This window comes from Nocardioides sp. Z13_37, assembly GCF_058355585.1.
This window is the reverse complement of sequence record NZ_JBZGDV010000001.1, coordinates 908,383-930,603: the sequence shown is the minus strand read 5'-3', so window position 1 is coordinate 930,603 and position 22,221 is coordinate 908,383. Positions and strand designations below refer to the sequence as shown.

General features: G+C 72.7%; 20 protein-coding genes and 1 tRNA gene. 9 read left to right on the top strand and 12 right to left on the bottom strand.

The window, feature by feature from the left end; all coding sequences use genetic code 11:
* Positions 1 to 152: 152 nt before the first annotated feature.
* A complete protein-coding gene (locus AC4H2S_RS04310) occupies positions 153 to 332 on the bottom strand; it encodes a helix-turn-helix domain-containing protein (RefSeq protein WP_491495851.1) in 180 nt (59 codons plus the stop codon).
* Positions 333 to 686: 354 nt separating this feature from the next.
* On the opposite strand from AC4H2S_RS04310, the gene AC4H2S_RS04305 reads away from it, so the two are divergent.
* A complete protein-coding gene (locus AC4H2S_RS04305; RefSeq protein ID WP_491495716.1) occupies positions 687 to 1,028 on the top strand; it encodes a hypothetical protein in 342 nt (113 codons plus the stop codon).
* A gap of 225 nt (positions 1,029 to 1,253) precedes the next feature.
* Here AC4H2S_RS04305 and AC4H2S_RS04300 read toward each other — a convergent pair whose 3' ends face one another.
* From AC4H2S_RS04300 to AC4H2S_RS04290, 3 genes are read right to left on the bottom strand one after another with little or no spacing between them, the layout of a single operon-like run.
* Positions 1,254 to 2,294, bottom strand: a complete 1,041-nt coding sequence (locus AC4H2S_RS04300) for a glutathione synthetase (protein ID WP_491495715.1) — start codon at positions 2,292 to 2,294, stop codon at positions 1,254 to 1,256.
* Complete coding sequence (locus tag AC4H2S_RS04295) at positions 2,291 to 3,478, bottom strand: peptidase MATCAP family protein (RefSeq protein WP_491495714.1); 1,188 nt, start codon at positions 3,476 to 3,478, stop codon at positions 2,291 to 2,293. The genes AC4H2S_RS04300 and AC4H2S_RS04295 overlap by 4 nt, the downstream gene beginning before the upstream one ends.
* Positions 3,475 to 4,278, bottom strand: a complete 804-nt coding sequence (locus tag AC4H2S_RS04290) for an N-formylglutamate amidohydrolase (protein ID WP_491495713.1) — start codon at positions 4,276 to 4,278, stop codon at positions 3,475 to 3,477. The genes AC4H2S_RS04295 and AC4H2S_RS04290 overlap by 4 nt, the downstream gene beginning before the upstream one ends.
* An 82-nt stretch (positions 4,279 to 4,360) precedes the next feature.
* Here AC4H2S_RS04290 and AC4H2S_RS04285 point away from each other — a divergent pair, with 82 nt between their 5' ends.
* Positions 4,361 to 5,038, top strand: coding sequence for an NAD-dependent deacylase (locus AC4H2S_RS04285; RefSeq protein ID WP_491495712.1), 678 nt, complete (start codon positions 4,361 to 4,363; stop codon positions 5,036 to 5,038).
* 6 nt (positions 5,039 to 5,044) lie between these two features.
* Here AC4H2S_RS04285 and AC4H2S_RS04280 read toward each other — a convergent pair whose 3' ends face one another.
* Positions 5,045 to 6,847, bottom strand: coding sequence for a sensor histidine kinase (locus AC4H2S_RS04280; RefSeq protein WP_491495711.1), 1,803 nt, complete (start codon positions 6,845 to 6,847; stop codon positions 5,045 to 5,047).
* A gap of 117 nt (positions 6,848 to 6,964) precedes the next feature.
* Positions 6,965 to 8,749, bottom strand: coding sequence for a sensor histidine kinase (locus AC4H2S_RS04275; protein ID WP_491495710.1), 1,785 nt, complete (start codon positions 8,747 to 8,749; stop codon positions 6,965 to 6,967).
* A 99-nt stretch (positions 8,750 to 8,848) separates the two neighbouring features.
* On the opposite strand from AC4H2S_RS04275, the gene AC4H2S_RS04270 reads away from it, so the two are divergent.
* The 3 genes from AC4H2S_RS04270 to AC4H2S_RS04260 all read left to right on the top strand — a co-directional run bounded on the left by AC4H2S_RS04270 (position 8,849) and on the right by AC4H2S_RS04260 (position 11,351).
* Positions 8,849 to 9,994 carry an acyl-CoA dehydrogenase family protein gene (locus AC4H2S_RS04270; protein ID WP_491495709.1) on the top strand — a complete coding sequence of 382 codons (1,146 nt, stop codon included), beginning with the start codon at positions 8,849 to 8,851 and terminating at the stop codon, positions 9,992 to 9,994.
* On the top strand, positions 9,994 to 10,551 hold the full coding sequence (gene thpR / locus AC4H2S_RS04265; protein ID WP_491495708.1) for an RNA 2',3'-cyclic phosphodiesterase: 558 nt from the start codon (positions 9,994 to 9,996) through the stop codon (positions 10,549 to 10,551). Before AC4H2S_RS04270 ends, thpR begins: the two co-directional genes overlap by 1 nt.
* Positions 10,552 to 10,667: 116 nt before the next feature.
* The gene (locus AC4H2S_RS04260; RefSeq protein ID WP_491495850.1) at positions 10,668 to 11,351 is read left to right on the top strand and encodes a VIT1/CCC1 transporter family protein; all 684 of its coding nucleotides are present in this window, start codon (positions 10,668 to 10,670) and stop codon (positions 11,349 to 11,351) included.
* A gap of 142 nt (positions 11,352 to 11,493) precedes the next feature.
* Here AC4H2S_RS04260 and pntB read toward each other — a convergent pair whose 3' ends face one another.
* The 3 genes from pntB to upp all read right to left on the bottom strand — a co-directional run bounded on the left by pntB (position 11,494) and on the right by upp (position 15,472).
* Complete coding sequence (pntB, locus tag AC4H2S_RS04255; protein ID WP_491495707.1) at positions 11,494 to 12,939, bottom strand: Re/Si-specific NAD(P)(+) transhydrogenase subunit beta; 1,446 nt, start codon at positions 12,937 to 12,939, stop codon at positions 11,494 to 11,496.
* Positions 12,940 to 12,946: 7 nt separating this feature from the next.
* On the bottom strand, positions 12,947 to 14,485 hold the full coding sequence (locus AC4H2S_RS04250; RefSeq protein ID WP_491495706.1) for a Re/Si-specific NAD(P)(+) transhydrogenase subunit alpha: 1,539 nt from the start codon (positions 14,483 to 14,485) through the stop codon (positions 12,947 to 12,949).
* 345 nt (positions 14,486 to 14,830) lie between these two features.
* Positions 14,831 to 15,472: a uracil phosphoribosyltransferase gene (upp, locus tag AC4H2S_RS04245; RefSeq protein ID WP_491495705.1), complete on the bottom strand. Its 642-nt coding sequence runs from the start codon at positions 15,470 to 15,472 to the stop codon at positions 14,831 to 14,833.
* A 109-nt stretch (positions 15,473 to 15,581) separates the two neighbouring features.
* Here upp and AC4H2S_RS04240 point away from each other — a divergent pair, with 109 nt between their 5' ends.
* Genes AC4H2S_RS04240 through AC4H2S_RS04230 form a run of 3 tightly spaced genes read left to right on the top strand, consistent with a single transcriptional unit; the run spans position 15,582 to position 17,071 of the window.
* Positions 15,582 to 16,064 carry a tRNA adenosine deaminase-associated protein gene (locus AC4H2S_RS04240; protein ID WP_491495704.1) on the top strand — a complete coding sequence of 161 codons (483 nt, stop codon included), beginning with the start codon at positions 15,582 to 15,584 and terminating at the stop codon, positions 16,062 to 16,064.
* A 38-nt stretch (positions 16,065 to 16,102) separates the two neighbouring features.
* The gene (locus tag AC4H2S_RS04235; RefSeq protein ID WP_491495849.1) at positions 16,103 to 16,555 is read left to right on the top strand and encodes a nucleoside deaminase; all 453 of its coding nucleotides are present in this window, start codon (positions 16,103 to 16,105) and stop codon (positions 16,553 to 16,555) included.
* Positions 16,556 to 16,603: 48 nt separating this feature from the next.
* Positions 16,604 to 17,071 carry a GNAT family N-acetyltransferase gene (locus AC4H2S_RS04230; protein WP_491495703.1) on the top strand — a complete coding sequence of 156 codons (468 nt, stop codon included), beginning with the start codon at positions 16,604 to 16,606 and terminating at the stop codon, positions 17,069 to 17,071.
* Here the strand turns inward: AC4H2S_RS04230 and AC4H2S_RS04225 are convergent.
* The 3 genes from AC4H2S_RS04225 to AC4H2S_RS04215 form a co-directional block, all read right to left on the bottom strand.
* Complete coding sequence (locus AC4H2S_RS04225; protein WP_491495702.1) at positions 17,050 to 18,465, bottom strand: wax ester/triacylglycerol synthase domain-containing protein; 1,416 nt, start codon at positions 18,463 to 18,465, stop codon at positions 17,050 to 17,052. The two genes, AC4H2S_RS04230 and AC4H2S_RS04225, sit on opposite strands and share 22 nt — an antisense overlap.
* 126 nt (positions 18,466 to 18,591) lie before the next feature.
* Positions 18,592 to 20,025 (bottom strand): HAD-IB family hydrolase, encoded by a 1,434-nt coding sequence (locus AC4H2S_RS04220; RefSeq protein WP_491495701.1) that lies wholly within the window; start codon positions 20,023 to 20,025, stop codon positions 18,592 to 18,594.
* Entirely contained in the window at positions 20,022 to 21,956 is a 1,935-nt protein-coding gene (locus tag AC4H2S_RS04215) for a lysophospholipid acyltransferase (RefSeq protein WP_491495700.1), read from the bottom strand. Before AC4H2S_RS04215 ends, AC4H2S_RS04220 begins: the two co-directional genes overlap by 4 nt.
* Positions 21,957 to 22,103: 147 nt before the next feature.
* On the opposite strand from AC4H2S_RS04215, the gene AC4H2S_RS04210 reads away from it, so the two are divergent.
* Positions 22,104 to 22,193 (top strand) — tRNA-Ser (locus AC4H2S_RS04210).
* Positions 22,194 to 22,221: the final 28 nt, after the last annotated feature.

Sequence of the window (22,221 nt, the reverse complement as noted above, 5' to 3'; positions counted from 1 at the left end):
CTCGACCTTGCGTCGCCTCGGCAGGGCGACGCCCGCCGTCGGGTCTGCGGCGATCACGCGGTCCGCGACGGCGGCACGGATGACCGACCTCACGATCACGAACCGGGTCTTGATCGTCGTGGGTGCCCACTTCGGCGCCGTCGTCGTCCGGATCAGTCCGGATCCTGTGGACGGCGGGTCTGTTCCGAGAGCCAGCGGACGAGATCGGTACGCCAGTAGCGGACGTGGCGGCCGATCGTGAAGCTGCGCGGCCCGCAGCCGAGGTGGCGCCAGTAGCGCAGCGTACCCTCAGCGACGCGGAGGAAGCGGCACGCTTCCTGGAGGGTGAGGATCTCGTCGCCGGGGGTTCTCGATCGGGCGGCGGTTCTCGTCGGATTCGATCGATGATGTGGTCATGGCGTTGCTCCTCGCCGGTTGTGGTCGCGGACGGTCGGTCCGTGTCGGCCCGCGTGGGCGGTCAGGTATCCACGATTACGGGATACCTCGAGGGGGATACCTGACCGCGGCCCGCGTTTCCGCAGGTCAACAGGTATCCCTAAGTCGACGGCCGCATGGGCTTGTCAGAGACCGATTCCAGGCGACTGCGACATGGGCGGCCCGTGTTCCGGGGCGGGGAACATTGGCGCCGGAGGGCGTCTGGCGGCCGTCCCGTACCGGTCGATGGCGTCGATCGCCTGAACGCGGGCGTGGGCAGGTCCGAGGCCTGCGCGGTCACGGTCGAACACGTCGATCCACTGCTTTCGAGCGTCCTCCGCCGACTCGGCGACGAGGTGCGCGACGTTGGCCTGCCTGCCGCGGGTCATCGCGACGTACGCAGCCGCGGCTCCGGTGGTCTCGCCGATCGCGACGTGGGCGTGGTCGACCGTCTCGCCCTGTGCGCCGTGGATGGTGGTGGCAAGGGCGAGCTCGACATGCTCCCGGACGTACGCCGTTGGCAGCTCCCGGTCGCGGACCTCGACGGGCCGCCGATGGACGTTCTTCGGGCAAGGTCGCGCGCTCTGATCGAGTCAGTTGTCGCTGAAGCCTGAGCGCCGCGGTCGGTGGTACGGACCGAGCGCGGGGGGTCCGCAAACTGTCCGCAAGAGCGTCGGTAACGCTCGCGCATTGCCAACGGTGCCGTCGACGTTTGGCTCTGAGTTTGTGCAGGTCGGCCCCACTTTTCGTCCACGGCCAACACTCGCCGACGACGGCCGACGGGGGGCCAGATGCTTCCCCTGGTACTACTGAGGCGTCCCACCCGCCCGCAGCTCGGCTCAGCTGGTCGCGAGGGTGTGGTTGTCGATCTCCGGGTAGTGCCGGCGGATGTTCACCTTGCGCTCGAGCTCGCCGATGATCGCGGGGGCGAAGTTGACCTCGTAGAGCGCGTGCGCGCTGCCGAGGCCGCCGGGGCTGAAGACGTTGATCTCCATCAGCTTGTCGCCCACGATGTCGAGGCCGACGAGGAACATCCCGTCGGCGACGAGCTTGGGCCGCACCACCTCGACCATCGCGAGCATGTCGTCGGTGACCTTGACCTTCTCGGCCTTGCCACCGGCGGACATGTTGGAGCGGATGTCCTTGGTGGAGGGCGTGCGCCGGAACGCGGCGTACTCGCCGTCGACGACCAGCGGGCTGCCGTTCATCACGAACATCCGCACATCGCCCTTGGCCGCCTCGGGGAGGTACTCCTGGGCCACGACGTAGCCGTCGCGGGAGATGGCCTCGATGATCTGCGTGAGGTTGGGCGCCTCCTTGCGGTCGACGAGGAACACCCCCGCGCCGCCCGAGCCCTGCAGCGGCTTGAGCACCGCCTTGCCGCCGAGGTCGGTGATGAACTCCTCGATCATGTCCTCGTCGCGCGAGATGAGCGTGCGTGGGCGCACGATCTCGGGGAAGTGCTGGAAGTAGGCCTTGGACAGCGCGTTGGCCAGGCTGGTGGGGTCGTTGACGACGAGCACCCCGCTGGAGGCGATGAGCTGGCCGAAGGCGACGCCCGCGTTGTTGCGCCAGGGGTCGGTCTCGGCGTCGTCGGCCGGGTCGTTGCGCAGCATCACCACGTCGAACTCGTCGAGGCCGATGAGCTGCTCGACGTCGGGCTTCTTCACGTCGGCGAGGTGCCGCTCGAGGGATCGGTAGGTCTTGGCCTGACCGGCGCGGGCCTTGGTGCTCAGCGACCCGTCGGGCTCGTAGGCGAAGTCGCCGATGCCCATGTACCAGGCCTCGTGCCCCATCTCGTTCGCGGCCATGGCGAGTCGGTTGGTGGTGTACTCCGCCTTCTCCGTCTCGATGTCGTTGACGACGAATCCGATCTTCATGCGGGTCCCTCCAGGAGTGTGCTGAGGTCGTCGGTGCCGGCGGCGCGGGCCAGGTTGTCGTGCGCGGCCGGGTCGTGCAGGTAGCGCGGCAGCACCCGGGGCGGGCGCAGCAGCCCGCGGGACTCGAGGTCCCCGATCAGGGGCAGGTCGCGCAGCGAGAACTTCCCGAGCCAGAGCTGGTCGAGCGAGCCGCCGGAGCCGAGGTGGTCGAGCAGCTCGACGAGCCCCCGCAGGTAGATCGCGTCCTTGGTCATCCCGCCCGAGCGGTAGACGCGCATGACCGTGGTCCACGCGCTGCCGCTCGGGAAGTCGTCGGCGACGAGCGCCTCGTGGGCCTCGGCGAACGTCGCGCCGGCGATCATCCGGTGCACCGTCACGACGCGGCTGGCCAGCTGGCGCAGCCGGAACGCCGTCAGCCCGCCGCAGGCGATCTCGGCCAGGACCGCGAGCCCCTCCTGCGTCTCGTCGTAGCCGGCGAGCCCGACGCCGAGCACCTTGATCGGCTGGTGGCTCCCGTTGGCCTGGGTCACCAGGTGGGTCCCCACCTCGTGGTGCAGCAGCGCCTGGGCGCGGGCGCGCTGCACCCGCGTCTCCGGGCCGATGAGGAGCACGTCGCCCGAGACCATCACGCCGTTGACGTCCGAGCGGATCTCGGCGTGCATGCCCAGGTCGGGGTCCTCGTCGCGGTAGCGGGCGATCTCGGCCTCCGCGAGCTCGAGGAACTCCTCGGCGTGCAGGGCCGCGCCGCTGGGCTCGGTGCGCGTGATGCCCGCCAGCAGCGCCTCGGCCTGGGCGCGCAGCGACGGCGACACCCCGCCGTAGAGCTCCACGCTCAGCGAGAGGAAGTCGTCGGTGCCGCGCGCCTGGAGCATGTCGACCTGGAGCTCCATCTCGCGGTGCTTGGCGCGCAGCAGCTGGCCGAGCACCGGGTCGTCGACCGCACCGGGATCGATGTCGTCGAGCTCGGCGCGCACGACCGCCGGGTCGGTCTCGAGCTCGCGGTAGGTGAACGGCGGGTCGAGCACCCGGCCCTCGAGGAAGTCGTCGCGCAGGTCGTCGGCGTCGACGGGCGTGATGTCGAGCAGGAAGCGGAAGCTCTGGGCCAGCAGCGAGAGACGGTGGTCGACGGCGAGGTCGGCGGCGCTCAGCCCAGCACCCGGCCGGGCTGGCTCACCGTCGCTCACCGCAGGCGCTCGAGCTCGTCGTGGAGGCCCGGCACGGCTGCGGCGAGGCCCTCCTGGGCGCGACGGAACCGCTCGGCGTCCAGCTCACCGCTCCACTCGTCCATGAAGGTCTTCTTGAACTCGATGGCCAGCACGCAGCCCACCCGCGGGTAGCGGTCGTGCACCCACCACGCGAGGCCGCGGCCCTCGAAGACGACGTTCTCGCGGGCGTCGAGCGGCCCGCAGCCCACGGACGCGTCGCGGAGGTCTGCGGTGAATCGCTCGACCAGCGGCCCGAACAGCTCGTGGTCGAGGCTGCCGGTGCCGACGTTGACCTCCGGGTTGTCCTCGGCGGGGGCCGGCGGCCGGTCGGCGCCGTCGCGGCGGTGGTTGTAGGAGTGCACGTCGAGCAGCACGAACGGACCGTGCTCGGCGAGCGCGTCGAGCCGTGGCGCGAGGGCGTCGTAGAAGGCGTCGTAGGTCGCCAGGCTGCCCTCGTAGAGCTCGTCGGACAACACGCCGTCGCGCCACACCTCGAGCCCCCAGCAGTCGTCGGGCTTGCGGTAGATCGCCTCGCGGCGCGGCCGGTTGAGGTCGGCCTCGAAGCGCGAACGCCGGGTCACGACCCGATCGGGCACCACCGCGGCCAGCCGGTCGGTGAACGGGTCCTCCTCGCGGAAGCGCTCCGCCTCGTCGAGCACCATCGCCTCGGCGATCTCGGGGCGCAGGTCGTGCCCCGCGTGCACGGCGGTCGCCACGACCGGGCCGTCCCACTCGCCGACGAACGCGACGGCGTCCGAGGTCCCTCCCAGGTCAGCCATGCCGGAGTGTTCTACCGGAGTAGGCACCTCACCTCCACCCGGGCCGCACCCCTACGGGTGACCGGCTGGTAGGACTGGGGCCATGAGGATCGTCGTGCTGACCGGGGCGGGCATCTCGGCCGAGAGCGGCCTGACCACGTTCCGTGACACGGGCGGGCTGTGGGAGGGCCACGACCCGATGCAGGTGGCCACACCGGAGGCCTACGCCGACGACCCGGGCCTCGTGCAACGCTTCTACGACGCGCGGCGGGCGGCCCTGGCCGGCGTCGAGCCCAACGCCGCGCACCACGCGCTGGCCCGCCTCGAGGACGCGCTCGGCGACGACCTGCTCCTCGTCACCCAGAACGTCGACGACCTCCACGAGCGAGCCGGCTCACGACGGGTGCACCACATCCACGGCCGGCTGCAGGCCGCGTGGTGCACCGCCTGCGACGAGCGGTACGAGTGGCACGGCACACTGGCCGACGGCCCGCCGTGCCCGGGCTGCGGCGCTCGCGACCTGCGTCCCGACATCGTGTGGTTCGGCGAGGTGCCCTACGGCATGGACCTGGTCGAGGAGGCCCTCGAGGGCTGCGACCTCTTCGTCTCGATCGGCACGTCCGGCGTCGTCTACCCGGCCGCGGCGTTCGTCCACTGGGCCCGCGGCCGGACCCTCGAGCTCAACCTCGAGCCGAGCGCCGGCGCCTCCGACTTCGACGAGTCCCGGCAGGGCCCGGCCACCGTGCTGGTGCCCGCGTGGGTCGACGAGCTGCTGGGCTGAGCCGGCTCAGGAGCGCCGGGCCCGGTCGTGCACCAGGGGCCGGAAGTGCAGACGGACGCGGGTGCCACGACCGAGCACCGACTCGATCTCGATGCGCCCGCCGTGGCGTTGCATGATCTCCCGCACGATGCCGAGCCCGAGGCCGGTGCCCGGGCGCATCAGCGCGTCCTCGTTGGTCGAGCGGAACAGCGGCGCGAACAGGTTGGCCTGATCGGCCTCGGAGATCCCGATGCCCTCGTCCTTGCAGGAGAACGACAGCCCGCCGTCGGCGCGGCGCTCGATGCCCAGCCACACCTCGTCGCCGGCGTCGGAGTACTTCACCGCGTTGTCGACCAGGTTGGACACCGCGCCGGCGATCTCGAGCGGGTCGCCCAGCACGACGGCCTCGCTGAGGTCGCCGACGAGGTGGAGGGTGACGCCCGACCGCTCGGCCACGGCGGTCATCGCCGCGACCGTCTCCTCGACCACGGCGACGAGGTCGACGTGCTGCATCTGCGGCCGGTGCTGCGGGTCGCTGACCCGCGTCAGCGTCGCCAGCCCGTCGAGCAGGTGGCTGAGCCGCTCGCTGCCCCGCAGGATGGCCTGCGCGCGCTTGCGGTCCTGCTCCTCGACGGTCTCGCTCTCGAGCAGGAACTCGGCGTTGGCGGCGATGACGGTCATCGGGTTGTTGATCTCGTGGGTCAGCTCGCGCAGGAACCGGTGCCGGGCCTCCTCGGCCCCGCGCAGCTCCTCGAGCAAGCGGCGCTCCCGCTGGGTCGCGCGGGCGTTGGCGATGGCGCGGCCCAGGTCGTGGCCGAGCTCCAGCGCCGCGAGGCCCTCGCTGTCGGTCCAGCGTCGCGAGCCGGTGCGCCGCGCGCACATGAGCATGCCGAGCAGCTCGTCGTCGACGCCCACGGGCGCCACGACCACCGCCTCGAACCCGGCCCGGCGCAGGGCCTCGGTGAACCGGTCGGCGTAGGACGCGAGCCCGACGTCGCCCCAGACCTGGCCGGGCTCGATGATGATCACCCGCTGGGCGGCCCACGCGCGGGCGGCGGCGGCGTCGAGGGCGCTCCGCACCTCGGGGGCCATGCCCAGGCCCAGGCTGTCCGGGCCGTCGCTGTCGTCGTGGAAGAGGACGCGGATCTCGAGCTCGTCGACCGACAGCGCGCCGAGCAGCGTCGAGCGGGCCTCGCGCAGGAGGTGGTTGACGTCGTGGCGCGCCGTGTTGGACCGGGCCAGGCGCCGGGTGGCGCGGATGACCCTCATGTGGTCGGCGTACTCCTCGCGCTCCACGGCCGCGAGGATCGAGCGCAGCACCACGTCGAGGTCGTCGCTCAGCTCGAGGACGCGCTCCTCGCCGGGTCGGCGGAGGTCGGTCGGGACGTCGAGGTAGAGCAGCGCGCGCAGGTCGCCACGCTCGTCGGTGATCTCCGCGACGAGCATGTCGAGGGGGTGCCACGCCTCGGGGCAGTCGGTCACCGGGATGTCGGGCACGACGACGACGCCGTCGAGGCTCTCGCGGACCTCCTCGGAGAGCTCGTCGCCCGGGATCCACACGAAGTGACCCAGGCGCCGGCCCTCCGCGAAGACGAGCTGCATGTCGGCGAGGCGGGACGCGGTGCCGAGCCGCTCCTCCTCGTTGCGCTCGTCGCCGAAGATCGCGACGAACTCGAGCAGGCCCTTGGGCCGCACGACCTCGATGGCACAGACGCGGAAGCCGGCGCGCTTGGCCGCGTCGCGGGCCAGCTCGCGCATGAGCGCACGGGCGCGCGCGTCGCCCCAGCTGAGGTCGCGCGTCCTGCGCTCCTCGGTCCGTGCCTGCTCCATGGCGTCGTCGCCCCTCCCCACCCGCACCAAGGATGGTAGGGGGCCGGCCCAGCGCCCCGGCCGGTTATCACCCCTCGGGCGCCTGCCGGCGCATGACCTCGACCGTCGGCGTCGCCGTCAGGCGGGCGTGCGCCGCCGTCCGGCCGGGATCCACGCGGCGAACGTGGTGCCCTCCCCCAGCGTCGAGGTGACCTCCAGTGTGCCCTTGTGGGCGGTCACCACGCGCTCGATGATGGCCAGACCCAGCCCGGTGCCCGGACGCCGCCGCGCCTCGGCGCTGCCGGAGCGGAAGAACGGCTGGAACACCTTGTCGAGCTCGTCGGCGGCGATGCCGATGCCGGTGTCGGTGCAGGTCACCCGCACCCCGGCCACTCCGTCGACCGCCTGCGCCGAGGCCACCAGGCGGACCCGCCCGCCGGCCGGCGTGTACTTGACCGCGTTGCCCACCAGGTTGGCGACCAGCCGCTGCAGGCCAGCGGCCTCGCCGGTCAGGCTCAGGCCGTCGGCCACCGAGGCCTCCATCTCCACGCCGGCCGCGGCGGCGGTCGACGCCAGGTCGTCGCAGGTCTCGCGGACCAGCGCCGACAGGTCGACCTCCCCGGCCGCCGGCCCGTTGTCGGGGTCGCTCACCGAGGCCAGGGTCATCAGGTCGGCGACCATGTCCTCGATGCGCCGCGCCGAGCGGCCGAGCGCGCCGAGGGAGTCGCGCACGTCTCCGGGCGCGGGGTCCTGGTCGAGCAGCTCGAGGTGGGTGTAGAGCACGCTGACCGGGTTGCGGAGCTCGTGGGCGAGGGTCAGCACCATGTCGCGCCGGTAGTCGTTGACCTCGCGCAGCTGGGCGTTGAGCGCCCGCTCGCGCTCCATCAGCCGCGCCTCGAGCAGGAGCCTGGCCACGTCGCCGGCCACGGTGGTCGCGGCATTGATCTCGGAGGCGTTCCAGCGCGGCGCGTCGGGGGCGCGGCCCATCGCCAGGGTGCCGAGGTACTCCTCCCCCGCCCCGATCGGCACGAGCAGTCCGGACCCGAAGCCGCGGCTGTCGAGCAGGAGCATCAGCGCGTGCGGCGTCTCGATCGACTCCTCCTGCATGCTCCAGGTGCGCTGCGGCTCGACGACGACGTGCCCGCGGCGGCGCCACTGGTGGCGCATCAGCTCGGCCACCTCGGCGCGTGCGGCCTCGAGCCCCTCGACCACCGTGACCGTCGAGACCACGTCGACCGAGGCCACGTCCATCGCCTCGGTCATCGCCCGCGACAGCTCGCCGACGAGCTCCTGCACGCCCAGGCCGGGGCGTACGCTCCCGATCGCCCGGCGTGCCTGGGTGACCATGCGGAGCTGCTCGCCGTAGAGCTCGCGCTCCACGATGCTGATCACCGCCTCGAACATCGCGCCGACCTCGGCGTTGATCGCCTCCGCGGTCTTCGCCGTCGGCCGCAGCCCCGAGTGCGGCTCGTCGAGGTAGACGATCGCGCGCAGGTCGCCGTCCTCGTTCTCCAGCAGGCGGAGCATCTGGTCGTCGGGGTCCCAGCCGTCGGGCAGGCCGGACGCGACGGTCGCGGGCTTGTGGCCGTACTCGTCGAGCCACGCGCGGGTGTCGTCGTCGAGCCGCTCGCCCGGGATGTGGCGCCAGCCCGCGAGGTCCTCGCCGAGCGCGTGGATGTGGTCGAGCGCGAGCGGGGACGCCTGGCCGATCATCTTGTCGCGAGCCGCGTCGTCGCCCGCGATGGCCACGAACTCCAAGAAGCCGTCCGAGCGCAGCGCCTCGATGGCCACCACCTTGTGCTGCGTGCGGCGTGCCATGTCCTCCGCGACGGCGTGCAGGACCGCGCGCTGGGCCTCGTTGCCCCACGCCTTCCCCCGTGGGCGAACCCACCCCGCGTCGTCGCCCACCGCTGCTCCTGCCACCGAGACGAGCCGATGGCGCGACGTTACCCTCGATCGGCGGCTGGCGACGGCTCTTGACCATGATCGCGCCGCGTGGTGACCCGCGGGTAACATAGCGGCATGAAGCGTGAGATCTACGACGAGGACCACGAGGCCTTCCGCGCCTCGGTCAAGCAGTTCCTGGACCGAGAGGTCGTCCCGCACCTCGAGAGCTACGCCGGCAACCACGGCCTGGACCGCGACTTCTGGCTCGCGGCCGGCAAGCAGGGCTTCCTCGGCCTCGAGATCCCGGAGGCCTTCGGCGGCGCCGAGGCCGGCGACTACCGCTTCAACGCGGTCCTCACCGAGGAGCTCGCCAAGGTCAACATGACCCTTCCGAGCTGCCTCGGCATCCACGCCGACATCACCGTGCCCTACCTGGTGCACCTGACGAACGACGAGCAGAAGGCCCGCTGGCTGCCGCGCTGCGCGACCGGCGAGCTGGTCACGGCCATCGGGATGACCGAGCCCGGCGGCGGCTCCGACCTGGCCAACCTCAAGACCACGGCCGTGCGCGACGGCGACGACTGGATCATCAACGGGTCCAAGACCTTCATCACCAACGGCGGCTCCGCCGACCTCGTCCTGGTCGCCGCACGCACCAGCCCGGAGAAGAAGGCCAAGGGCATCTCGCTCTTCGCCGTCGACACCACGCTCGACGGCTTCAGCGTCGGCCGGGTGCTCGACAAGGTCGGCCAGGACGAGTCCGACACGGCCGAGCTGTCGTTCGAGGACGTGCGGGTCAGCAACGACGACCTCGTCGGCCCGCTCGACACCGGCTTCATCTCGATGATGCAGTTCCTGCCGCAGGAGCGCCTCGGCTCGGCCATCACCAACCTGGCCCACGCCCGGCAGATCCTCGAGGAGACGATCCAGTACGCCAAGGACCGCCAGGCGTTCGGCCAGCCGATCGGCGCCTTCCAGAACACCCAGTTCCTGCTGGCCGACCTGGTCACCCGCGTCGACGTCTCGCAGGCGTTCGTCGACCAGTGCGTGCTCGCGCACACCAAGAAGGAGCTCACCCCCGTCGACGCCGCCAAGGCGAAGTGGTGGACCTCGCAGGTGCAGAACGACGTGCTCGACCACTGCGTGCAGGTGCACGGCGGCTACGGCTACATGAACGAGTACCGCGTCGCCCGCGCCTGGCGCGACGCGCGCGTGACGAAGATCTGGGCCGGGTCCAACGAGATCATGAAGATGCTGATCGGGCGCGACCTGGGCCTGTGATGCGGGCCTTCGTCGCCCTCCTGCCCCCAGCCGGGGTCGTCGAGCACCTCGACGAGTTCCTGGCCGTGCGCCGGGAGGCGGCGGACTTCCGCTGGTCCGCGCCGGAGCAGTGGCACGTGACCCTGGCGTTCGCGGAGTCGGTGCCCGAGCGCTCGCTCGACCAGCTCGAGGAGCTGCTGGCCGCGGCCGCCGGGCGCCGGGCGTCCTTCGGGATGCGCGTCGCCGGCGGCGGCGCCTTCCCGCACCCCGACTCCGCCCGGGTGCTGCACGCCGGCCTCGAGGTCGACGACGACGCCGGGCTCGACCGGCTCGCCGCGGCCTGCCGGGCCGCGACGTCGCGGGCGGGAGCCCGCGTCGACGGCCAGCGGTTCCGTCCGCACCTCACGCTCGCCCGGCTCGGCAGGCCGGCCAACGTCACCTCGTGGGTCCGGCTCCTCGACACCTACGAGGGCCCGCGCTGGCAGGTCACCGAGGTCGCCCTGGTGGCCTCGCACCTCGGCGAGGGCCCGCGTCGCCGTCCGCGCCACGAGGTGGTCGCGACGTTCCCCCTCGGCTGACGGGGGGCGCGCAGCCAAGGCTCACCTTCGTTGCGTCCGGCCGCAGGCGGGGCGACGATCGAAGGGTGAGCCCGCAGATCGGTACCGACGACGACCCGAAGCACTTCCACGCCGAGATGGGCGGGGACGTCGGCGAGCGCCTCAACTGGCTGCGGGCCGCGGTGCTCGGCGCCAACGACGGCATCGTGTCCACCGCGGGTGTGGTGATGGGTGTGGCCGGCGCGACCGACGACAACGGGGCCATCGTGATCGCGGGCATCGCCGCCCTGACCGCAGGCGCGCTGAGCATGGGCGCCGGGGAGTACGTCTCGGTCAGCACGCAGCGCGACTCCGAGCGGGCCCTGCTCCACCTGGAGGCGCGCGAGCTGCAGCAGATGCCGCAGACCGAGGAGCGCGAGCTCGCCCAGATGTACGTCGAGAAGGGCCTGTCGGCCGAGACCGCGGAGCAGGTCGCCCGCGAGCTCACCGAGCACGACGCCCTGCGCGCGCACGCCGAGATCGAGTTCGGCATCGACCCGGACAACCTGACCAATCCCTGGCACGCCGCCTGGGCCTCGATGCTCTCCTTCACCGTGGGCGCGCTGCTGCCGCTGCTGATCGTGGCGCTCGTCCCCGCGGGGCAGCGGATCCTGGTCACGGTGCTCAGCGTGGCCGCGGCGCTCGCGCTCACCGGCTTCGTCAGCGCGCGGCTCGGCTACAGCCCGCGCGGCCCCGCCGTGGTGCGCAACGTGGGCGGTGGACTGCTCGCGATGGGCGTGACCTACCTGATCGGCACGCTCGCCGGCGTGCAGGTCGGGTAGCCGGGGCGAGGTCAGTCCCCCGGTCGAGCGCCCGCCGCTGGTTCATCAAGGTATGTAGGCGAACCGGCACTTCCCACGGTGAATTGACGCAGGGAAGTGCGGGTTGATCTGCATACCTTGATGAACCGACACGGGCGCCGCCTCAGCCGAGGGCGGCGACGATCTCGTTGACCTTGTCCTTGGCGTCGCCGAAGAGCATCTGGGTGTTGTCCTTGAAGAAGAGCGGGTTCTGTACGCCGGCGTAGCCGGTGGCCATCGAGCGCTTGAACACGATCACGTCGCGGGCGTTCCACACCTCGAGCACGGGCATGCCCGCGATCGGCGAGCCGGGCTCCTCGAGCGCGGCGGGGTTGACGGTGTCGTTGGCGCCGATGACCAGCACGACGTCGGTGTCGGCGAAGTCGTCGTTGATCTCGTCCATCTCGAGCACGATGTCGTAGGGCACCTTCGCCTCGGCGAGCAGGACGTTCATGTGCCCGGGCAGGCGGCCTGCGACGGGGTGGATGCCGAAGCGGACGTCGACGCCCTTGTCCCGCAGCTTCCGCGTCAGCTCGGCCACGGGGTACTGCGCCTGGGCGACGGCCATGCCGTAGCCGGGGGTGATGACCACCGACGAGGCCCCGGCGAGCAGGTCGGCGACCTCGCCGGCCTGGATCTCGCGGTGCTCGCCGTAGTCGCGGTCGCCGGCGACGGTGGCCCCGTCGGACCCGAACCCGCCGGCGATGACGCTGACGAAGGAGCGGTTCATCGCCTTGCACATGATGTAGCTGAGGATCGCGCCGGACGAGCCGACGAGCGCTCCGGTGATGATCAGCAGGTCGTTGCCGAGCATGAAGCCCGCCGCGGCCGCGGCCCAGCCCGAGTAGCTGTTGAGCATCGACACCACGACCGGCATGTCGCCGCCGCCGATGGCGGCGACGAGGTGGAAGCCCAGCGCCAGCGCGAGGACGGTCATGAGCGTGAGCGGCACCATCCCGACCCAGCCGTCGGCGAGCATGAACCACACCATCAGCGCGGCGGACACCAGCAGGACGGCGAGGTTGAGAAGGTGGCGCGCGGGCAGCACCAGCGGCGACGACTTCATCCGGGCGCCGAGCTTGAGGTTGGCCACGATGGAGCCGGTGAAGGTCACCGCGCCGATGAACACGCCCAGGAAGACCTCGGCGTTGTGCACCGCGTCGGACTCCAGCCCCAGCTCGCCGTGCAGGGACGCGACCTCGATGAAGGTGTTGTAGCCGACCAGCACCGCGGCGAGGCCGACGAAGCTGTGCATCATCGCGATCAGCTCGGGCATGCCGGTCATCTCGACCCGCCGCGCGAGCCGGATCCCGATGAGCGCGCCCACCGTGCCGGCGACGAGGATGATGACCAGCCCGACCACGACCGGGCCCTGGTCGACGTAGTCGGCGCCGAGTCGGTCGAGCACGAGCAGGAGGCTCGCGACCAGCGCGAGGGCCATCCCGGCCATGCCGAACGCGTTGCCGCGCCGCGCCGTCTCGTGCTTGCTCAGCCCGGCGAGGGCGAGGATGAACAGCAGGGCCGCCACGATGTAGGCGCCCGTGACGAAGGAGACCAGGTGCGAGTCCATGCCGGTCTCAGCCCTTCTGGAACATGTTGAGCATCCGCCGGGTGACCAGGAAGCCACCGAAGACGTTGATGCTGGCGAGCAGGATGGCCACCCCGGCGATGAGCTGGACCGCGAGGTTGTCGATCGGGGCCTGCAGGATCGCGCCGACGACGATGATCCCGCTGATGGCGTTGGTGACGCTCATCAGCGGGGTGTGGAGCGCGTGGTGCACGTTGCCGATGACGTAGAAGCCGATCACGACGGCGAGCACGAAGACCGTCAGGCTCGGCAGGAAGCTCGCCGGCGCGGCGGTCGCGAGCGCGAGGAACACCACGGCGGCCAGCCCGGCGGCGTACAGCCTGCGGCGCGGGTCGGGCGGCGGGGGCGGCTCCTTCTCGACGGCCGCGGGGGCGGCTGGCGCGGGGGCCGCCGAGACCTGCACGGGCGGCGGCGGCCACATCACCTCTGCGCCGTCGCCGGTGGAGCGCGTCACCGTGATGCCGCGCTGGACGACGTCGTCCATGTCGAGGGTGAGCACGCCATCCTTGCCGGGTGTGAGGAGCTTCAGCAGGTTGACCACGTTGGTGCCGTAGAGCTGGCTGGTCTGCGCGGCCAGCCGGCCGGCGAGGTCGGTGTAGCCCAGGACGGTGACGCCGTTGGCGGTCACCACCCGCTCGTCCTTGACCGTGGCGGCGACGTTGCCGCCGTTGGCCGCGGCCATGTCGACGACGACCGACCCGGGCCGCATCGCGGCGACCGTCTCGGCGGTGATCAGCTGCGGCGCCGGCCGGCCGGGGATCAGCGCGGTGGTGATGACGATGTCGGCGGCGCGCGCCTCCTCGTCGTACATCGCTGCGGTCGCGGCCTCCTGCTCGGCGGTCATCTCCTTGGCGTAGCCGTCGGAGGAGACCTCCTGCTCCATGTCGACCGTGACGAACTGCGCACCCATCGACTCGACCTGCTCGGCGACCTCGGGGCGCACGTCGAACGCGCGCACGACCGCGCCCAGCGAGCCCGCCGCGCCGATCGCGGCCAGGCCGGCCACCCCGGCGCCGACGACGAACACCCGCGCGGGCGGCACCTTGCCGGCGGCGGTGACCTGGCCGGTGAAGAGCCGGCCGAACTCGTGGGCCGCCTCGATCACCGCGCGGTAGCCCGCGACGTTGGCCATCGAGGACAGCACGTCCATCGACTGCGCGCGGGAGATGCGCGGCACGGCGTCCATCGCGAGCGCGGTCACGCCCTGGGCGGCCAGGCGCTCGACCAGCTCGGGGCTCCGCGCGGGCGCCATCAGGCTGACGATCGTCGACCCCGCACGCAGCCGGGCGACCTCGTCGGCGGTGGGCGCGTCGACCTTCACCACCACGTCGCTCGACCACACGTCCTCGCCGGTCCCGACCGCGATGCCGGCATCGGCGAACGCGCTGTCGGGCTGGTCGGCCGCCGCGCCGGCGCCCGCCTCGACCACCACGTCGTAGCCGAGCGCCGCGAGCTGCGACGCCGTCTTCGCGGTCGCAGCGACCAGGGTCTCCCCCGGTCGGGACTCACGTGGGATGCCGATGCGCACTACTGCCTCCTGTGGCGGGACGGTCGAACCGGGCACAAGGTACCGAACCTGTGGGGTGGGTCACCTCCGTGCGCTGTGGCGTGGACCACACTCGCGTCGCCGGCTGCCGCTTCCTCCGCCACGACGTGCGGGGCGGTGGGTCGGGCTCCGTGGGGCGTACGCGCGTGGGCGTCGGGGCTCGCGTCGTGTCGGAGTCCCCGCCTGAGCGGGGACTCCGACCGGATCGTGGAGGATCCGAGCCACCAGGTGACGCAGATCTTCCACGATCCCGTGAGGGCGTACGCGCGTGGCGGCGGGCCCGACCCGCCCTACGACGGGTCAGGCGCCCGACTCACGCGGGGAGGGTCAGTGGGCAACGCCGTAGAGCCGGTCGCCGGCGTCGCCGAGGCCCGGGACGATGTAGCCCTTGTCGTTGAGCATCTCGTCGAGCGCCGCGGTCACGATGGTGACCGGGACATCGAGGCCGGCGAGGCCCTTCTCGAGCTTCTCGACGCCCTCCGGAGCGGCGAGCAGGCAGATCGCGGTGATGTCGTCGGCCCCGCGGTCGGTGAGGAACCGGACCGCCGCCGCGAGCGTGCCGCCGGTGGCGAGCATCGGGTCGAGCACGTAGCACTGGCGCCCGGACAGGTCCTCGGGCAGCCGCTCGGCGTAGGTCGAGGCCTCGAGGGTCTCCTCGTTGCGCACCATGCCGAGGAAGCCCACCTCCGCCGTCGGCAGCAGCCGCATCATGCCGTCGAGCATGCCCAGCCCCGCCCGCAGGATCGGCACGACCATCGGCTTGGGCTGCGCGAGGTAGACCCCCGTCGTGGGGCCGACCGGCGTGGTGATCGGTCGCGGGTCGACGCGCACCTCCCGCGTCGCCTCGTAGGCCAGCAGCGTCACCAGCTCGTCGGTCAGCCGACGGAACGTCGGGGAGTCGGTCCGCTCGTCGCGGAGGACGGTCAGCTTGTGGGAGACGAGGGGGTGGTTCACCACGTGCAGGCGCATGGGGTCACCCTAGTGGGGCACGAGCCCGGCGACCGAGACGCCGGCGAGGGTTGGCGGCCCCCGTGCTTTCTGCGACATTTGAGGGCGACACTGGTCAGGAGGTGTGGGGATGTCCGAGCCCGGCGAGGTCGACTTCGCGCTCGTCGCGTTCCGCGAGGACGGCGCGTGGCAGGTGCAGGAGATCGCCGCGCCCGCGTTCGACACCATCGACTCCCTCGGTCACGCGCTGCGTCAGGTCTCCGGCGACGAGGGCGCCGTCGGGATGGTGGCGGTCGACGAGGACTTCTTCGTGCTGGTGCGCGTCGACGGCGCGCGCACGCGCGTGCTGCTCTCCGACGTGACCGCCGCCGACGAGTGGGAGCTCGCCCAGTCGGCGATCGACTACCTCGGCCTGCCCCCGCCCGCGGACGACGACATCGAGGTGCCGGCCGGCGACCTCGACCTGCTCGGCGACCTCGGCCTGCACGCCATCGACCTCGGCGCGCTCCTCGACGACGTGGAGCTCTACCCCGACGAGATGCTCTCCGACATCGCCCGCCGACTCGGCTTCGGCGAGCTCTTCGACGACGCCGTGGGCCTCACCTCCGCATGACGCTGCGCCCCACCCGGGTCGGCACCTGGGACGACGCCATGCGCCTGGCCCTCGCCGAGGCGCAGGCCGCCCTGTCCGCCGACGACGTGCCGGTGGGCGCGGTGGTCCTCGACGAGTCCGGGGCCGTCATCGCCACCGGCCACAACACCCGCGAGGCGGAGGGCGACCCCACCGGTCACGCCGAGGTGGTGGCCCTGCGCGCCGCGGCGGCCGCCCGGGGCGAGTGGCGGCTGACGGGGTGCACGCTGGTCGTCACGCTCGAGCCCTGCACGATGTGCGCCGGAGCGGTGGTGCTCGCCCGCGTCGACCGCCTCGTCTTCGGCGCCTACGACGACAAGCTGGGCGCCGTGGGCTCGCTGTGGGACGTGGTGCGCGACCGCCGCCTCAACCACCGTCCCGAGGTCGTCGCGGGGGTGCTGGCGGCGGAGTCGATCGCCCTGCTCGACGACTTCTTCGCCCGCCACCGCACGGTCGCCCCGCCCGCCGGCTGACCCGGCCGGACCCCGCTCGCCGCCGGCCCGGCGACGTACGCTCCCGGCATGAGTGTCGTGCGCCGCGCAACCGTCGAGGATGCCGAGGTGCTCGGCCGCCTGCTGTGGGACTTCAACACCGAGTTCGACACCGAGACCGACGCCGCCGACGTGCTCACCCGTCGCTTCGCCCGCCTGCTGGACCTCGACGGCGTGCTCGCCGTGCTCGCCGAGGACACCTCCGACCTCGCGACGGGGTTCGCCCTGGTCACGCTGCGCCCGGCGATCTGGTTCGACGGCCCGGTCGCGCAGCTCGAGGAGCTCTACGTCGTGCCCGCGCTCCGCTCGGGCGGCATCGGCACCCGGATCCTCCAGCTGGCCCGCGACCTGTGCCGCGAGCTGGGCTCACCGGAGATGCACATCAACGTGGACGAGGTCGACGTCGACACCCGCCGCTTCTACGAGCGGCACGGGTTCGTCAACGTCGAGGAGGGCGCCGACCAGCGCATGCTCTGCTACATCGGCCCGACCGGCTGACCAGCCGAGACCATCTCCTCGACGCCCTCGGCCAGGCACTCCTCCAGGGCAGCGAGGTCGGCCACCGCGCTCGCGTCGACGTTGACGCCGATGCACGCCGTGTCGGCGCAGGTCACCAGGCACACCGTCAGCGCCGCGCCGGGCAGCGGCCCCAGGACGTACATCCCCTGCACCTCGGCCCCGGCCATGAAGCGCCGGCGCGGCGGCCCGGGCAGCGAGAGGACGAACGCGTCGGGGACCGCGGCGGCACGCAGCGCGGACGCCCCCACGACGGCCGGCATCCGGTTGACCAGCGGCGCGGCGGCGTCGAGCACCTCGAGGGCCCGCTCGGTGTGCAGCGACAGCACCTCCCCGCGCACCGCTGCGACCCGGTCGACCGGGTCCTCGACGGCGAGCGGACCGGTGACCGACGCGGTGGCGAAGCGGTTGCCGAGGTCGTTGGCGCGCGCCAGCGAGACGCGGACGCCCACCGGGATCTCGGCGACCGTGCTGCCGCGACGGGCGTGGTAGCGCCGCAGCCCGCCGAGGACCAGCGCCACGGCGGCGTCGTCGAGCGTCCCCCCGCCGAGCCGGGCCACGGAGCGCAGCGGCTCCAGCGGGGCCTGGAAGGTGAGGAACCTCCAGCGCCGCCCGGTGCGCGGCGAGAGCTCCGGCGAGGGCGGAGCGGCCTGGGTGAGCAGCCGGCGCACCGAGGCGCCGTAGCGCAGGGTCGAGGCGACGGTCGCCTGTGGTCGCACCGCCGCCAGTGCGGTGCGGCGGGCCGCCGCGAGGGCGAGGTGGGGAAGCGCCGCGACCTCGTCGCGCAGGCCGGTGACGGCCAGGTCGACCGGGTCGGCACCCGCCGGTGCCGCCTGCTCCTCGCCGTGCGGCTTGCGCGGGGTGTGCGCGCGGCGGTCGGACTGGAGCATCGAGAGCAGCTGCACGGTCCCGAGCGGGTCGGCGAGCGCGTGGTGGATCTTGAGGACGTACGCCGCCCCGCTCGGCATGCCGTCGAAGAGGACGCCCTCCCACAGGGGTCGCGACCGGTCGAAGGGGCGCAGCGCGATCTGCGCGGCCTCGCCGAGCATCTCCTCGCGGCTCGCGACCCGCTCGCGGCGCAGGTGGTAGCCGAGGTCGAAGGTCGGGTCGTCGGCCCACACCGGGGAGGCGGTCGGCACGGCCGGCTCGACGACGCGCTGGCGCAGTCGTCGCACCAGCTCGGTGCCCCACTCGGTGGCGGCGACGAAGCGCTGCCAGTCGGGCGCGCGGTCGAGGTCGATCACGACGGTCGTCGTCGACGACTGCACAGGGTGCCGCTCGGCGCGCCACAGCAGGGTCTGCTTCGGCGTCAGCTCGCCGCCCGTGGCGATCGACGCGGCCGCGACCCAGCGCTCGACGTCGGCGGCGGTGCTCATGCGGGGTCCCCGCGGCGTTGTTCGGGGGAGCGCAGCGGAGGAGAAGAAGGCCGTGGGGTGCTCATGCGGGGTCCCCGCGGCGTTGTTCGGGGGAGCGCAGCGGAGGAGAAGAAGGTCGTGGGGTGCTCATGCCGGCCACCGGGCGAGGGTCTCCTCGAACCTCGTGTGCAGCGACGCGATCCGCTCGCTCATGTCGTCCACGCTCCAGTCGGTCTCGGGCTCCAGCACGCACACGTCGACGACCCCCGGGTTGAGCACCAGCGACCCGCGCCGCATCAGCTCCCCGGTGTTGCGGAGCACGATCGGCACCACCGGCACGCCCGCCTGGGCGGCGAGGTGGAACGCGCCCTTGCGGAAGGGGCCCAGCACCGGCGTCGCCGACCGCGTCCCTTCCGGGAAGATCATCAGCGAGGTGCCCGAGCGGATCCGCTCGACCACGCCGTCGAGCGTCGCGCGCGCCGACGCGGAGTCGGAGCGGTCGATCCAGGCCGGGTCGACGACCACCGAGCCGACGACGGCGCGGGGGTCCCAGCGCGCCTCCTTCTTGGCGACGATCGTGAAGTCGCGCTCCAGCAGCCGGCCCAGGACCGGGATGTCGAGGGCGCTCTGGTGGTTGGCGACGAAGATGGCCGGGCGGTGGGTCCACAGCCGCTCCCGGTGGAGCACGTCCATGCCGACGCCCGCCAGCGCCATCGGCAGCTGGGTGGCGAGCCGGATCGCGGTGTTGCGACCCTCACGCAGGTCGCCGCGCGCCACGCCGTACGCCAGTCCCAGGCCGACCCCGGCGTTCATGCCGGCAAGCGCGAGCGCCGTGCGCCCGGCCGCGCGGAGCGAGCCGCCCACCGGGTCGGACAGGTCGAGCACCGGCCACCCGAGGCGGGCGGCGGCGGCACGGAGGTCGCGGTGCGGGTTGAGGGCGGTGGGGCGACCCACCGAGGAGAGGAACGCGACGTCCTCGTAGCCGTTGCCGTAGGCGTAGGACTCGGCGAGGTCGAGCGCGTGCTCGCGGGCGAACGCGCGCACCCCGCTCGCCTTGTGGCGGCCCCACAGCATGGGTCCGTCGGTGGCGCCGGTGAACTGGCCGTCCTCCACGACGAGGCGGGTGCAGACGAGGTGCTCGACGCCGAGGTCGCGGGCGACGGGAGCGACCTGGTAGGTCGTGGCCGCGGACGCGACGGCGACGGTGTGGCCGGCGCGCTGGTGCGCCGCCACGAGCGCGCGCGACTCGCGGCGGATGGTGCCGGCGATCTTGGCGCGGAAGAGCCGCTCCCCGAGGTCGGCGAAGGCCTCCTCGGACTCGCCTCGCATCGCGGAGAACGCGACGTGCGCGATGCGGGTCGGGTCGCCGCCGAGCTCGCCGTCGACGGCCGTGACGACGGTGCGCAGGAACTCAGCGGGCGACACGTCGCGGCCGCGGAGCCGGTCGCCGTAGAAGGTGGCAGCGGTGTAGCCGGCGACGAGGGTGCCGTCGAGGTCGAAGAAGGCGCCCACCGACGGGCCCTGCGGCCCGGTCTCGATGGCCTCGATCGCTTCCTGCGCCGCGGTCGACAACCCGCTCACACGCGCTCCTCCCGGGGCTCGGCCGCCGGCTGCGGGTCGGGCGCCGGGCCGGGGTGCCCGACCGTGACCGTGTCGCCGGCCATCTCCCCGACGATGGTGACCCGTCGCACCGAGTCGCGCAGCTCGGCGGCGAACGCCTCGCGCGCCGACCCGACCCCCTCGCCCTCCTCGAGCAGGCCCTTGTGGCGGGCGAGCGCCAGCGCGGAGCGGAAGAGCTCGAGCGAGATCGACTCCTGGCTCGCGACCCGGCGCTGCAGCGCCCACTGGCGGCCCACCGCGAGCGAGTCGGCGAGCAGCTCGTCCTCGTCGACCGGGCCGTCGCCGTGGTCGGCGAGCCGGTCGGCGACGACCAGGTAGGCGTCGAGGAAGGGGCGCAGCACGAGGTGGGCGAGGTGGGGCCGGGCGCGCACGAGCAGCTCGCGCGCCCGCGCCGGCGTCATCTCGGTGACGGGCTCGCCGGCCAGCAGCCGCAGCTCGGTGCGCAGCTCCTCCTCGAACCGGCCCCGCGAGGGGAAGAAGAACTCGAACTTGAGCAGGTCGCGCATCCGCTTCGCCTCCTCCCAGCCCACCTCGAGCTCCCCTCCCGGCGGCAGCTCCGCGCCGGGCTCGAGCTCGCTGACGGTGAGGAGGGACAGCTCGCCGATCGCGCGCTCGACGAGGACGTGGATCACGGTGTTGCGGTAGAACGCGGCCACGAGGTGCTGGTCGTCGCCGATCTTCCACACCGGCTCGGTGCCCTGGTCGTACGCCGTCAGCACGCCGCTGCGGGTCAGCTCGGCGAGGGCGCGCCGGATGGTCGCGCGGTCGCGGAGGTCGGCCGCGCCGGCGACCGGCCAGCGGCGCGCCTCGATGTAGGCGGCGAGCGGCTCGACGGTGTCGAGCACCTCGTCCACCGTCAGCGCGCGGTCGGCGCCGAGGAGCGCGAGGGAGACGATCGCGGTGGTGGTGACCGGGGTGGCGCGGTTGAGGCGGTGGGAGATGTCCAGCGCGACCCGCTCGACGGCCTGGTGGCCGGTGACTCCCTCGGCGGCCAGCTCGGCCATCCGCTCGCCGAGCGAGAAGGGCTCGCCGACGGTGAGGTAGGCACGGCCGAGCCGCTTGCGCTGGAGGCGGGCGAAGCGCACCAGCCAGCGCCAGTCCTCCGGCGTCTTGCTGGCGCCACGCGCCTCCTCGGTCATCAGCGAAACCTCGTGGAGCTGGTCGTAGACGACGGAGACCGGCACGACCTGCACGTCCGGGGCGTCGTCGTGCTCGTCCTGGCCCTGCACGGTGTCGGTGAGGTACTTCAGGATCCCGTGCACCGGCGGGCGCAGCTTGCCCGTGCGCGTCCGGCCGCCCTCGATCGACCAGGCCAGGTTGCGCTTGTTGGTCACCAGCCGGCGGATGTAGGAGCGCAGCGCGAGGCGGTAGACCGGGATCTCCTGGGTCGCGCGGCGGATGAAGATGAGGCCGGTGCGGCTGGCGACGGAGCCGATGACCGGCAGGTTGAGGTTGGCGCCGCCGAACGTGTAGGTCGGGGAGAACCGCCGCGCCCGCAGCACGTTGGGGATGACCATGCCGTCGAGGTAGGAGCGGTGGCTGAAGGCGAGCGCCAGGCTGTGCGTCCGGTCGACCTTGCGCAGCTGCTGCACCTGGTCCTCGTCGACGAGGACGTCGTAGGCGCGCAGGAACCACTCGCCCATCCGCGCCCAGCCCTGCGACGCCCGGTCGTCGTGGGCGGCGCACATCTCGTGGAGGTAGCCCGTGACCTCCTGCCAGACCTCCTCCTCGGGCCGGCCCTGCTCGTCGGCCTGCGCGGCGACGGCGCGCTGGAACCGCTTGTCGTGCAGCAGCTCGGTCACCTCCGGCGGCGGAGCGGCCGGCAGCCGGTCCCCCACACTCCTCGGCAGCGCGGCTCGTGCGAGGTCTCGGGCACGTCGGACGGCAGTCACAGCCCCTCCTTCCCGCACGCGCCGCGGCGCGGGCACAGGCGTGGGCCGAAGTTACCGTCGTACGCGCTCCCTGGCCACGCCATCGGCGCAGTTGATGGACCACCCGCGGTTTTCGACTGGCACGACCTCTCCGGTAACGTTCGGCGCGGTGACGTGTCCGAGCGGCCTAAGGAGAACGCCTCGAAAGCGTTTGTGGGCGCAAGTCCACCGAGGGTTCAAATCCCTCCGTCACCGCCACGGGCTACGGAATCAAAACCGCAGCCAA